Origin of the sequence: Chloroflexus sp., from assembly GCF_034435895.1 — a bacterium.
GTDB lineage: Bacteria > Chloroflexota > Chloroflexia > Chloroflexales > Chloroflexaceae > Chloroflexus.
Window position 1 is genome coordinate 1 of the sequence record NZ_DAOTWH010000044.1, and the last position, 13,155, is coordinate 13,155.

The 13,155-nt window shown below is 60.5% G+C and carries 9 protein-coding genes; 2 read left to right on the forward strand and 7 right to left on the reverse strand.

Going from position 1 to position 13,155, the window contains the following annotated elements:
* The 5 genes from U9R81_RS02655 to galT all read right to left on the reverse strand — a co-directional run.
* On the reverse strand, nucleotides 1–1,191 hold a 1,191-nt coding region (locus U9R81_RS02655), incomplete at its 3' end, for a VCBS repeat-containing protein (RefSeq protein WP_322493985.1).
* 64 nt (nucleotides 1,192–1,255) lie between these two features.
* Nucleotides 1,256–4,768 carry an AAA family ATPase gene (locus tag U9R81_RS02660; RefSeq protein ID WP_322493986.1) on the reverse strand — a complete coding sequence of 1,171 codons (3,513 nt, stop codon included), beginning with the start codon at nucleotides 4,766–4,768 and terminating at the stop codon, nucleotides 1,256–1,258.
* The gene (locus U9R81_RS02665; RefSeq protein WP_322493987.1) at nucleotides 4,768–6,867 is read right to left on the reverse strand and encodes a CHAT domain-containing protein; all 2,100 of its coding nucleotides are present in this window, start codon (nucleotides 6,865–6,867) and stop codon (nucleotides 4,768–4,770) included. Before U9R81_RS02665 ends, U9R81_RS02660 begins: the two co-directional genes overlap by 1 nt.
* Nucleotides 6,868–7,010: 143 nt before the next feature.
* On the reverse strand, nucleotides 7,011–8,024 hold the full coding sequence (locus U9R81_RS02670) for an ATP-binding protein (RefSeq protein ID WP_322493988.1): 1,014 nt from the start codon (nucleotides 8,022–8,024) through the stop codon (nucleotides 7,011–7,013).
* Nucleotides 8,025–8,201: 177 nt separating this feature from the next.
* Nucleotides 8,202–9,191: a galactose-1-phosphate uridylyltransferase gene (gene galT, locus U9R81_RS02675; protein ID WP_322493989.1), complete on the reverse strand. Its 990-nt coding sequence runs from the start codon at nucleotides 9,189–9,191 to the stop codon at nucleotides 8,202–8,204.
* A gap of 158 nt (nucleotides 9,192–9,349) precedes the next feature.
* Between galT and U9R81_RS02680 the strand changes: the two genes are divergently transcribed.
* Together U9R81_RS02680 and U9R81_RS02685 are read left to right on the forward strand one after the other, a co-directional pair.
* Nucleotides 9,350–10,030: a FadR/GntR family transcriptional regulator gene (locus tag U9R81_RS02680; RefSeq protein WP_322493990.1), complete on the forward strand. Its 681-nt coding sequence runs from the start codon at nucleotides 9,350–9,352 to the stop codon at nucleotides 10,028–10,030.
* A 51-nt stretch (nucleotides 10,031–10,081) separates the two neighbouring features.
* Nucleotides 10,082–10,840, forward strand: a complete 759-nt coding sequence (locus tag U9R81_RS02685) for a sulfite exporter TauE/SafE family protein (protein WP_322493991.1) — start codon at nucleotides 10,082–10,084, stop codon at nucleotides 10,838–10,840.
* A gap of 3 nt (nucleotides 10,841–10,843) precedes the next feature.
* Here U9R81_RS02685 and U9R81_RS02690 read toward each other — a convergent pair whose 3' ends face one another.
* Nucleotides 10,844–12,136: a sensor histidine kinase gene (locus U9R81_RS02690; RefSeq protein ID WP_322493992.1), complete on the reverse strand. Its 1,293-nt coding sequence runs from the start codon at nucleotides 12,134–12,136 to the stop codon at nucleotides 10,844–10,846.
* A gap of 187 nt (nucleotides 12,137–12,323) precedes the next feature.
* Entirely contained in the window at nucleotides 12,324–13,022 is a 699-nt protein-coding gene (locus tag U9R81_RS02695; RefSeq protein WP_322493993.1) for a response regulator transcription factor, read from the reverse strand.
* Nucleotides 13,023–13,155: the final 133 nt, after the last annotated feature.

The window sequence follows — 13,155 nt, forward strand, 5'->3', positions numbered from 1 at the left end:
GGCCACGGCAACCGCGCCGCTCAACTCGTTGCGATAGATGCGCGCCGGTGCGCCAAACCGCACCACAGCCAGATCAAGGGTGCTGCCGCCCACCAACTGGCCCCACGCTATGCTGCTAAGATTAGTGGCGCGATTGGCAAGCGTTGCCACGAGGGTAAAGCCGCCGGCGTCGTTGTTTTGCAGCAGATGCTCGCCAACGGGTAAGGTTTGGATCACATCGCTGCGCGGTTCACTGCTTAATGCAACATCCAGCCGGCCATCGCTATTATAATCAGCGGCGGCGGCAGCGATCGCATTAATCCGCTGATCCGTCACCCACGACAACGCCAAGGTAAAGGGAGCATCAGACTGGTGCAGGTAGAGCCGGCTATTCTCGCGCACACTGGCAATAAAGAGGTCATCGCGCCCGTTGCCGTCAAAGTCGGCGACAATCACCGCGCGGGTATTGGTATTGGTTGCGTTGTCGATCCAAATTGGTGCAGAATTGAAAAACGGCGCCACGGGCAAACCGGGGAAGATGCTCGTAGGAGCACCGCGCAAGCCAACCACTAGGTCAGGTCGGGTATCACCATTCATATCAGCCAGCGCCAAACTGCTGGCAGTAAAACTGCCCGGCACCGCTACCAGCGGCGTATCCGGCCCGCCGGCTATGATCGTCGCGCCGAGGTAGTAATAGATTGGTTCAAGTTCGCCGCCGATGAGCAGATCGGGTTCGCTATCGCTGTCAATATCCCCCCAGACAATCGTCTGGGCAAAGAGCGGTTGGGTCGTAAACTGCACCGTCACCGTCACCCCGCCGCCTACTGGCGTCACCCGATAGATCACGCTCACATCATCGTAAGTCGCTTCGGCCAACAGCAATGCGCTGCCACTCGTGACTGCCCACGCCAGCGCCACCGTTTCCCGCGCTGTCGTCGAACTCCAGATCAGGGTAAACACTGGTTGGCCGCCGGCATCAACCCCATCGTTACGCCACAGTTGGGTAGGGAGATTGCGCCGGCCAACTGCTAGATCATCATCACCATCATTATCGAAATCAACGCCAGCGACCGCTGTAAACCCATCGCTGGCCACTGATTGCCATGCTAAACGCAACGGCGTGGCGCTGTCTTGGCTATACAGCAGCGGGGGGATAACACCAGCCACACCAATGACCAATACCAAACATACGGCAACCAATTGGCGCGCCATAGACCCTCCCCCCACCTAGATACACCGTCAGCGCAGCGGCCTACCGTACTCTTATCCCCCCACATCACCGGTTCGCGCAGAGCGCAGCATCTTCCCGCGCCAATTGATACCGCGCGCACTCTTCGGCGGTTGGCCGGCGCGAGCGGGCCAACGCCAGTTCAAGCGCTTGCGCACCATCAACCGGCAACCGGACGACGCTGCCATTCGCGCCGGCAATTGCCACCTCGCTGGCGCTGCTAAACGCGATCGCCGCCGGCACGCCGTCGGCGCCCATCCGGGTCACTTCGACGCCGTCGGCAATTCGCCAGATCTTCGCCGTTTGATCAAATCCAATCGTTGCAATCAGTGTACCACTTGGATCAAACGCAAAGCCAGCAATGCCACCGCGATGGGTCGCAGGCACATCACGCAAGCGGAGCGAGGCGCTCTCACGCAGCAACAATATGCCTTCATTCGATTCACTCACCACAAGCGATCCGTCAGGGCTAAACTGGGCGCGGCCATTGGCGCGGTCATCAGCCGCTTCAACCACCACCTGCATTGCCCGGTAATCCCAGATCAGGGTTTTGCCATCGCGGGTGACGATCGCCAGCCACGGTTGGGTTGGGTGGATCGCCGCACCAGTGATGATGTCGGTTTTCATCAACTGGCCTAGATCGAGCGTCACTAGCGGGCGCGTCGTCGATTCTTGCCAGCGCCAGAGGAAGGCTTGCAGGCGGCTGCTGGTCACTAAGATGCTGCCATCGAGGTTGAACGCGACCGTGCGCACCCGCGCCTCGTGTGGGATGCTCGCTTGTAACCTGCCGGTCGCTACCGCCCAGATACTGGCTGCGCCATCGGCGCTCGCCGCCGCCAGCCAGCGCCCATCCGGGCTAAAGGCCAGCAGCTCGATCGCATCGCTGTGGTGGCGTAATTGCTGGGCCGGGCCGCTAGCATCGCGGAAGAGCGCAATCGCGCCGTTTTCGCCACCCACCGCCACCAAGCCCCGTTGCGGATCGGCGGCCAGCACCGCCGGCGTAAACTGCTGGATGTCACCCACGGCCCACAACCGTACTGTGCCATCAAACGAAGCGGTTACTGCCTCCCGCCCATTGGTTAGCCAGCGAGTCTGGCTGATTTGATCGGTGTGGCCGCGCAACACCGTGATCGTCTTACCATTGGTCAAATTGACGAGATAATCGTTGCCGTCGTTCGACGCGAGCAACGCCAGCGCACCATCCGGGCTAAGCCAGAGATCGTTGAGCGTGGCGCTGAAGGTGGACAAAACCAAGGCATCGTCAACACCATTCGTTTCCAGCAGGCGCGTCCCCTCAACCAAAACCAGACTGCCCGCCGGCGTGTAGGCCAGCGCACTGATCGGCTGCGTCCCGATCGACTGGCGGGCAAGCTGCTCGCCGTCACGCAACCGCCATACGAACAGATCGCCGGTTTGGGAGGCCGCAGCGATACGCACACCGGCGGGATCGATCGTCAGACTCACCAGCGGTACGCCCTCTTCACCACCTATCACCACCTGCCGCCCGCTGGCCGCCTCCCACCGCCGCAGCCAACCATCATAACCGGCGGTATAGACACTCTTGCCATCAGGCCCAAACACCACATCGAGCAAGCGCACACCTAAGATCGCGTCCTGTTGCACCGTCGCATTACCGCCCGCCACTGCCGGAAGCAACCAACGAGTGGCCTGATCGGGATTGGCCGTGGCCCACCCCAACACCATGCCATCCCACGTGACCGCAACTAGTTTGCTGCTATCGGGGTTAAACGCGAGCGCCGCGACCAGATCAGACGCGCCGGCTAACCGTTGCATCCAGCCACTAGCGCGCTCAACCAGTACCACTTCAACCGCCCCACCCTCAGCGATCGTCGCGGCGGCCCACCAGCGATCATCAGCACTCACAGCTAATGCCGTCACCGATGCGCCGAGATCGACCGTCTCGCGCGCCCGCGACACCGCCAGCGCCCGGTAGAGGATCGCTGCCGCGGCCAAATCAACCGGTTCATTCCGCGCCCGATGCACCAGCACCGCTTGCCGGGCCAGCAACAGCGACAGTTGCGGATCGACTGCGAGGTTCACTGCCGCTTCGGCGGCCAGTTCGCGGGCTCGGGCCAAACGTGATAGCCGATCGGCCTCGCGATAGGCGCAAAACGCGGCAGTGGCGGCGATCAGCATCACTACTGCCAGCACTGCCGACACAACCCCCAACCGCCGGATGAGTCGCTCGCGCCGGCGATCAGCATCGATCTCGGCTTGGCGTTCGCGACAGGTTTTGAGAAACTCTTCATCAATCTGCTCGACCTGTTCGGGATGCGCTGCGACCCACGCCTGCGCCGCGGCCAGATCGGCATCTTGCCAGAGCAGGCTAGCCGGACGATCGGTTGCTGCCCACAACGCCGCTTGGCGTTGAAACGGCGCCAGCCGCTCGCGCCATGCGGCATTATTCTGCCGCACCGGTTCGATCAGACGATCGTGGGCCAGCTCATACCACGTAAAATTGCGCCGCTGTTCGGCACGGATTAAATAGGCGTTGATCAACGGCGGCAAGGCTGCATTGGGCAAGCCTGCGGTAACGCCTTCGCCGCGCAATACCTGATTGCGAATCCCGCCTGCCGTGATCAACTGCTGATCAAACCAGTCGCGGATGACCCGCTCGCGCACCCCGCTGGCAGCGGCGGCAGCAGCCACCCGATCGGCATAATAATCGGCCAGCGCCTCATCAACCGAACCGATCATACGAAGGGCAGCGGACGTAATTGCTGCCCCCGCCGGCGCCCCATCAGGAAACAGCCGCTGCCACAAGCGGTAACAGACCACCTGCAACTGCACCGGCTCGACCGTCGCGCCGAGCATCGTCTCCACCTGATCCGATACCAGTTGCACCCGCGCGCGGCGTAGATCGTCCACCAGACTGCGAGCCGCCACCAGTTCAAACTCAACCTCGGCATCAAGCGCCGGACAGCGAATCGCCGCCAGCGCCGCTTCCGGGCCAAGCAGATCGAGCCGGAAGGTATTGCGGAACCGTGAAGGGAAGAAGTGGGCATATTCCATCAGCGGCGCGAGGTAATCTTCGCGAATCACAAACAAGGCCCACAGAAAGCGATTGGCACGCAGCAGATCGCCCACCGTCCGGCAAAACTGCTCTTTCGCCGCACGATTCAGTGGATCGACCGTCAACAACTCTTCAAACTGATCGAAGATGAGCACTGTATCATCAGGCTCGGTCTGTTCCGGCGGCGCAATCAGCTCGGCCAACGACCGCTCGATTGCTTCATCGCCGCCGACCGAGAGCGCCGCGGCGGCCAGATAGCGATTGGCGACAGACGACAAACCAGCGGGCAACGCCAAGCCAACCCGCACAATCGGTAACACCCGAAACCGGCGCGCTTCGAGAGCCGGAATCAAAGCGGCCTGCACTAATGAACTCTTGCCGGCGCCCGATGGCGAATAGAGCAGCACAATCCGCTCAGACACCAGCAAGCTGGTCAGATCGCGCAGCTCGCGATCGCGGCCATACAACCGGTGTTCGCGGGTAAAGGCGCGCGGCCCTAGATAGGGATTGTGGCGTAGCGTTTCCATTAGAAACCGCGCCGGCGCCTTGGCCGGTCACTCTCGGCAAGCTGCGCGGCAAGGGCCACGCAGAAATCGCGCGGACTGCCCCAAAAGATACTGATAGCGGCTGTATCTTGAAAATAGGCTTCCAAATAGCGAATCGCCCGATCCGGCTGCAACACCTGATCTTCGCGCGGCATGAGTTGGCCGGCGATCTGCACGTAGCGCCGCCGCCGGGAAGCGCCGCGCAACGGTTTGATCAGACTGTGGAACAGCGTGCGAAAACCGACATCCTCCAGCTCAAAGCCCAAAAAGAGCAAGGCGCTATCAGCCAGCGCATCGCGCACAATCGCCGGAATGCGCTCGCGTTCGGCGGCAATGTTGATCAAAAAATCAAAATAGTCATCCTCGGTTAAAACCAATGTCTCTGGTTGGTCAAAACTCCCGAACAGATGGAAGAGCAATGGTCGCTCGGCGCTGGGGCGATAGTCCGGTTCGCGCTCGAAGATCGAGGGCAGCCGATCAAGATCCTCATTCCACCGGCACAACTCGATAACCGGTTGCTTCCCCGCTTCAATCAACGCCTCACTCAGCATATTTGAAGCGTTGGCCGTCACATAGATCGGCAACGGCTGCGCGGCCAACGTCCGGTACGGATCAAACAGATCGCGTGCTCGCTCATAGCGACCAATCGTCCGGTAGAGGTCAAGCAGATCGAGCCGGTCGAGATCAGTCAACACCTCGCGGTATTCATCGAACAGCGATTGGCGGAGCGTCTCGATCAATGAGCGGCGCGGAAAGCGATAATCGTGTTTGATTGAGAGGAATTGGGCCACATACGCCAACTGCTCGCGCTCGTAATTCTCCATCGGATAGCGATAGCGTTCGGCCCACATCCGCGCAATCATACGGCTGGAACCGAGGCGAGTCTCGGCCAGTTGCGGGCCGATCACCGGCGTGCAAAGGCCATCGCTCATATAGCCGGCAATCGCCTCGATCTTCTCGGCGGTATCGCGCTCATTGGCAAAACCGGGCACATACCAGATACGACCACTCTTAAGGCGCGAATAGAGCACCGGCATCCAGTGATCGGGCAAATCGCGCACCGCACCGCGAGCTAGCGCCATCGCCGCATCAATCACGCCATCGTGGAGCAATTCTTTGCAGAAGGCCGGCACAAACCGCTCGGTCAAGCGCATCGAGACATTACCTTGCATCGCGATCACTGCCGGAATGCCGGCTTCGGCCAAGCGCGGCCCGATCGCCGCGAGCACACCGTTATCGGCAGTCATCCCGCCGGCGCTCTGGCAGGCGATCAGCATCACTAAGCGCGGACGCTCGCTGAGTTCGCGCAGGCGCTGGCAAAACGATGCGCCATCAACCCGCTCGAAGGCATTATCCGGCTTGACCAGCCAGAGGTAGGTATTGCCTTCGACATAGCTGCCGTGCGCCACCAAATAGAGGATATCAAACGGGCGGCCCTCACGAGCCGCCCCGCGCAAAGCGGTAATGATCTGCTCAACTGTCGCCGCGCCGGGTTCGGTAAGCTCAACCAGATCGAACTCGCCAAACCCAGCCCGCGCGCGGGCCAATTCACCGGCCACATCGACCGGCGCCAAACCGAACCGCTCAACACCGGCAGGATTAGCGATGGTAACCAGCACGCGCAAGGCGCCGCGCGGGCGAGCGCGGATCGGCTGGACATCGTTGCTGGTGACATAGCGCGAAAAGAAGACCTCTTCGCCCATCAGCAACGGCTCGCCATTAGGCATACGCAACGTCTCCCAACGCAGGGCATGCAACTCAGCGGCACTTGGGGCAATAAAGAGCCGGAAGCGGATGGGGACAGGCCGGCGACTACGGCGAGCTATTGCGCGCGCAGTGGTAAACTGGGCAAGAATATCGCCGTCGCTAAACAGCATCGCGCCGAGCGCTGCGCCATAAGCCGCCGGATCAGCGGCCACTTCGCGCAATCGCTCAAGATCAAACCGGATCGGATGCTCGCTGGTGCCCCGCTCGATCCGCACATCGGCATCGCTATCGGGATCGCTAAACGATAGCGCCACTGCGTAGCCGGCATTACCAAGGCCACGCAAACTCAATTCGAGGTCTAGCAGCTCATCCATGAGAAGCAAATTTCCGTGCAGGGCGCGACAGCGTATGACTCAGTATAGCAGTCGCCGCGGTCTCCTGCAAGCCGGAATCCAGAGGACAAAAACCGTTAGGCCCAGACGCAATGGTCTGGGCCTAACCGCAGCCAAGGATGCGCTTACGGGGCCGCAACCGGCCAGTGGAACCAAGCCACAAACAGATCACCGTGCGGGAGAGCGCCGACATAGTTGCCGGCAATCGCCGCGGGGCCATTGGGCAGACCGTACGCATTCGCCACTAGCTCAGCGCAAATCGCCAAGCCAAAGCCATAGCCTTTGCTGCCATTGCTGCTAAACGTAAAGCCGCCGCGGAACAGATCGCTCCAATGCTGGCCAAAGCGCTGCTCAATCGCACTGCGTTGCAACGGATCGATCCGGTTTGCTACCACAAAGCGCAGGCTCTGCGATGAGCACTCGAACAGAGGGTAGATGCCGACCATCACCCGGTGATCGGCGCTGTGGCGGGTAGCGTTATTGATCAGGTTGTAGATCACTCGATCGAGGGCCGAGAACTCGACGCACCGGTCGGCGACGACACCGTTATAGCGCGCGTCAACCACGACTTGGGCCGTGCCGTCGGGCAAGCGATAATCGGCGTGCTGCCACTTTTCCAACAACAGGTCAACCCCATGCGCGCGCAATTCAATATCGCGGGCCGTGCGCACCGGATCAAGATCGGGCACACAATTACGCATAATCTTGAGGTGATCGCGCGTCAACAGATAGATCCGCTCAACATCGACCGGTTGCGTCTGATCGTATTCGAGCAGTTGCAATTGCAGCGCTAGCGCTTGCAACGACCCACCACGAATATCGTGGATGACCTGCCCTAACACCGGATCGTGCCGGCTGAGCGAGATGCCACGCAACACATTTATCAAATCGTGCCAACCCGCCTCATGAAGAAATTGGCGAAGTTCGCGATAGTTGATGTGGCGCGTCTGATCAAATCGACTAAACACCGCGAGCAACGTATCATACAGCTGCCGCACCACCGGCTGCACATCGTCCGGCAAAGCCTGCATGCTAACGCTACTCACGCTGCGCACAAAGGGATCGTGGCGCAATGACGGCAAATCACACGGCGCAAGAGCTTTGACTGTTTCGTCGCTGAGTGGGAATGTGCCGGTCATAATAGCAGAACTCCTCTATCATTGGTAACCAAGCCGGCACTTTGGCCTGAGCCTCTCGTCTCTGAGTAGTTAAACGATAGTATAACCGATTTTTGAATCATTGGTGCAGCAATAGTAGCCAAGCCATCAATTCGCAAATATGCACTAGAAATCACATAAATTATCAGCGAGTGTACCTTATTCGCGCAAAAACTCCGCGCACGCTTCGGGAATGCTCGGATTAATAAAGATGCCGCTGCCCATCTCAAACCCAGCCATGTACGACAGGCGCGGCACCACCGCCAGATACCAATGAAAATAGCCATTTTCCGGCTCTTTGGCCGGCGTCGAGCGGAGCACCAGATTAAAATCGGGATCGTTCAGCCGGTAGTAAATCCGGTGAAAGACTTCGCGCACCACGTCGGCTAAGCTGTCAAGTTCCGATTCGTCAAGATGGAAAAAACTCGCCCGATGCTTGCGCGGCAAAATCCAGAGGTGAAACGGCGAAGAAGCGGCGTAGAGCACGAAGGCGACAAATTCATCATTCGCGTAAACGATCCGTTCATTGCGGGCCACTTCATCGGCCAGCATCGTGCAGAACACACACTGGCCGGTATCATCAAAAAACCGGCGCGCTTCTTCGATCCGGTGGCGAATATCGCGCGGCACGACCGGCACCGCCATAAGCTGGCTATGCGGATGTTGTAACGAAGCGCCGGCCCGTTCGCCGTGATTTTTAAAGATGACAATCTGCTCCATCCGCGGGTCGGTGCTCATAGCCTTCCCGCGACTGAGGTAGACCGCCAACACGGCCCGCACCTCGTCATGGGTCATCAGGCCGAGGGTCGTGTTGTGGTTCGGATGCTCGACCAGCACCTCGTGGTAGCCACAGCCGCTGATCGTGCGCCGTACCCCGTCAAAATGGCGCACCACCGGCCCGTGATCGTGCAAGGCCGGGTACTTGTTGCGTACAATCCGCAACTGCCACGACCCAACCGCCGGATGGCGCTCAACTTCGAGATCGAGTTCTTCGTTGCCAACGCAAAAGGGGCAGTGCGGATCGTGGGGCGGACGTTCGGCAGTGAGCGGTTGCTGGCGAGTTTCAGTAAACGCATTGGGACGGCGCGCGCGTTCACTGGCAATGATTACCCATTCACGGGTGGCAATATTCTGCCGTAATTCGGACATGAGGCTTGCTCCACAGCGGACGGTCAGCCGCAGCGTTGCGCTATGCTTTGTATTGTAGCCGCGATGCGGCTGATGAGCAAGTTATGCGAGTTGACAAACACACACCGAGTAACGTACACTAATACATCAGATGATATGATCTTTTGGTAGAGGCGCTTATGCCCCTTTCCCGGCAACGGTTAGTCGAACAGGTCATCGAGCACCTGCGCCAGCAACTCAAGACACAGACATACCCGGTCGGCAGCCGGTTGCCGCCTGAACCGCAACTGATGGCGCAACTCGGCGTCGGGCGCTCGACGGTGCGCGAGGCGATTCGGGCGCTGGCCCATGAAGGCTTGCTCGAAGTGCGCCAAGGCGACGGCACCTACGTGCGCGCTACGGCGGTCGCCGAACCGTTAGCCGCACGGCTGCGGCAAGCGAAAGTGCAAGAAGTGCATGAGGTGCGGCGCGCATTAGAGCTGGAAGTCGTGGCGTTGGCCGCCGAACGGCGCAACGACGATGATCTGGCCGAAATCCGGCGCTGGCTGGCGGCGCGCTCGGCGGCGCTGACCAATGGCGATACCGCCACAGCGCTCGCCGCTGACATCGAGTTGCACTGCGCCATTGCCCGCGCTACCCACAATCCAATGCTCAGCGATCTCTACCGGATGTTTGCCGTCACGCTCCGCGACGCGCTCGGCGTCTTGTGGGACGCCGCCGCTCCAGCCGTTGATGATCGCTCGCATGTTGATCTGGTCGCGGCGATTGCAGCGGGGGATGCAGCGGCAGCAGTTGCGGTGACGCGCCAGATTCTGGCCCGGCACGAAGCGACGCTGCGCCATAGCGCCGTTGATGTTTGATTTTTTACGCTTTGTAACATCTGATGATCTGATGATTGAAAGGAATGTAACGTGGAACTCTCTGATTTACTGCTCATCTTCACCGCGGCGCTGCTGGCCGGCGCCTTGAACGCAATCGCCGGCGGCGGCAGCTTTTTCTCGTTCCCCGCGCTTTTGGTGGCTGGTGTGCCGCCGATCGTGGCCAACGCCACCAATACGCTAGCGTTGTGGCCGGGCACGCTGGCCAGCATCGGCGCCTACTGGCGCGAACTGCGTGGTCAGCAGCGCGATATTTGGCTCTTGAGCGGCTTGAGCCTGCTCGGCGGGTTGCTCGGCGCAATTTTGCTGCTCTATACCGATGAGCGGCGCTTCACCGCGCTGATCCCGTATTTGTTGCTCTTCGCCACGCTGGTCTTCACCTTTAGCCCGCAGATCACCCACCTTGCCCAACGGATGTTCGGCGAGGGTGACGGCCAGCGCTGGCTGGTGATCGCTATCTACATTGCCATCGCCATTTACGGCGGCTTTTTCGGCGCCGGGTTGGGCATTCTCACGCTGGCTGCACTGGCCCTGCTCGGTCACGATAACATTCACCGGATGAATGCGCTGAAGACGTTGCAGGGGACGCTGGTCAACGGGATTGCGGTGGCAACCTTCGTTGCCACCGGCTTGATCGCGTGGCTGCCGGCCCTGATCATGACGATCGGCGCGATCGCCGGCGGCTATGGCGGTGCGGCTATTGCCCGGCGGATCGATGCCCGCCGGGTGCGGATCGCCGTGGTGGTGATCAGTATCGGGTTAACGGTGTGGTTCTTTGTGCGCAGTGCGTGACCGTCACGCCGCCGGCAGCGTAAACCAGAAGGTCGAACCCTGTCCTTCTTGGCTGCTGGCCCAGATCCGGCCACCATGCCCTTCGACCAGATGCTTGGCAATCGCCAAACCCAAGCCGCTGCCGCCGGCATGGCGGGTGCGCGCCCGGTCAACTTTGTAAAACCGCTCGAAGATCCGGCGCAGCTCGCGGCTGGGAATGCCAATCCCGGTATCACTGACGCTGATCAGCACCCACGTGCCGGCGGGATGCGGCGGTCGATCCTCGCGTGAGGGCGGATCATCTACCGTAACATGCAATGCGCGCGCCGCAACCGTGATCGTGCCGCCTTCGGGGGTAAACTTGACCGCATTGTGCAGCAAATTGAGCAGCGCCTGCCCAATCCGGTCGCCATCCATCAGCGCCGGGGGCAGATCATGCGCCGGCTCGGCGCAGATGGTTTGCTGTTTCCGATCGGCCTGTGGCCGGATGCGTTCCACGGCCCGCTCGATCACTGGCCCGACCGCCAGCGGCGCTAACTTGAGCGACACCCTTCCCGACTCGAGCCGCGAGAGTTCGTGCAACTCATCAACTAGTTGTGTCACCGCATCGATCTCTTGCGCCATCTGCTCAAGCATTCTCCCAGCAATATCGGGCGGCGGCGCCGATTGCAATGTTTCCACCAACAACTTGAGCGAAGCGAGCGGAGTGCGCAACTCGTGCGAGACGTTCGCCACCAAATCGCGCCGCGCCCGTTCGAGCATGCTAATCTGGGTCAAGTCGCGAATAACAATCAACGCCCCTTCCGGCTGGGCAGCTTGGGCAACCAGCGGCACATAGTGCAAATGCAACGTGCGACCAGTTGCCAACGGGCGAATCGTCAATTCCCGCCGTTCGCCATCGGCGATCACATCGCGCGCCAGTAGATCGGCTTGGTGATCGCGCAAGAGCGCAATCAAGCCGCTGCCGATGACATTCGCCTGCCCGGCGAGCAGATGGATCGCCGCTTCATTATGAAAGACGATCTGGCGCTCGGCGTCAACCACAATCACGCCGGTATCGACCGCTTGGGCGAGGGCAAGGAACAGGTGCTGGCGTTGGGGAACGAGTAAGGCAGGAACGGGATCAATCAGCATTGCCGGCGCATTGTCAGACGAAACCATCAGGCGATCCTGTTGCGGCTCAGGCGAGGCGAGCGACGACGTAGCGGCGCTCGTGGCCAGTTTGCGCTCGAACTGACGCCAACGGCGGACGCTGAGGATCAAGCTCACCGCCAGCACTATCGTAGCCACCGTTAGCGTCAATTCAAGCAGGGTCATGCAGATTCTGTGCTGTTGGCTGTACGCTGCCGGGTCAGGGAAACCGTCTAGTTAAGCGCATGGATGTCATTGCAAGGGGCAACATAGCAATCTCAGCGAGAGAGCTGCAGACACTACAGCTTTAGCCCTCTAAACTGGCGCGGATGCGGCAGTGAAGCTGCCGCATTCCCCAAATCCATAACCCCGGTCACGCCTGATCGGCAGGCGGCTCAAACCGGTAGCCGACGCCGCGCACGGTCTGGATATACGTCGGCTTGCCGGGATCGGGTTCGATCTTTTCGCGCAGCCAGCGAATATGGACATCGACGGTGCGGCTATCGCCGATGAAATCTTGTCCCCAGACTCGTTCGAGCAGCAGATCACGGGTGAGAGCAATACCGCGATTGCGCATCAGGCAGGTGAGCAGGTCGAACTCTTTTTGGGGCAAGTTGAGCTCTTGGCCGTTGCGCCATGCCCGCCGGCTGCTGGCATCGACCCGGATCGACCCTGCCTCCAGCACTTCACGGACAATCGAGTGGGGCTGGCGTTCACTGCGGCGCAAAATAGCGCGCACGCGAGCCAGAAACTCGCCAAGGCTGAACGGCTTGCTAATGTAATCATCGGCGCCAAGTTCGAGGCCGGCAATCCGATCGACCTCATCTTGGCGGGCGGTGAGCATCATAATCGGCACATCGCTCTCTTGGCGGAGGATGCGGCAGACCGAGAAGCCATCGAGCCGGGGGAGCATAATATCGAGCACAACCAAATCGGGCTGATCGCGGCGGGCGCGGTCGAGACCATGCACCCCGTCTGCCGCGATAACCACTGAATACCCTTCGCGTTCGAGGTTATACCGCAGGGTCTCGGCCAGTGTCGTTTCATCTTCGACGATCAGAACCGTCGCCATAGCTGCTCCACACATGAAGACCGCTGGGAAAGGGCCGGCGGTCATTGCCACGTGGCGAATGTGGTCGGGGCGGAGGGATTTGAACCCACGACCCCCGCGTCCCAAACGCGGTGCTCTACCAGGCTGAGCCACG

Bases quoted from the DNA above. Each gene is read 5' to 3' on its own strand.
- U9R81_RS02680 (WP_322493990.1), top strand. From the start codon at position 9,350: ATGCCCCTTTCCCGGCAACGGTTAGTCGAACAGGTCATCGAGCACCTG.
- U9R81_RS02695 (WP_322493993.1), bottom strand. From the start codon at position 13,022: ATGGCGACGGTTCTGATCGTCGAAGATGAAACGACACTGGCCGAGACC.
- U9R81_RS02665 (WP_322493987.1), bottom strand. From the start codon at position 6,867: ATGGATGAGCTGCTAGACCTCGAATTGAGTTTGCGTGGCCTTGGTAAT.
- U9R81_RS02660 (WP_322493986.1), bottom strand. From the start codon at position 4,768: ATGGAAACGCTACGCCACAATCCCTATCTAGGGCCGCGCGCCTTTACC.
- galT (WP_322493989.1), bottom strand. From the start codon at position 9,191: ATGTCCGAATTACGGCAGAATATTGCCACCCGTGAATGGGTAATCATT.
- U9R81_RS02670 (WP_322493988.1), bottom strand. From the start codon at position 8,024: ATGACCGGCACATTCCCACTCAGCGACGAAACAGTCAAAGCTCTTGCG.
- U9R81_RS02690 (WP_322493992.1), bottom strand. From the start codon at position 12,136: ATGACCCTGCTTGAATTGACGCTAACGGTGGCTACGATAGTGCTGGCG.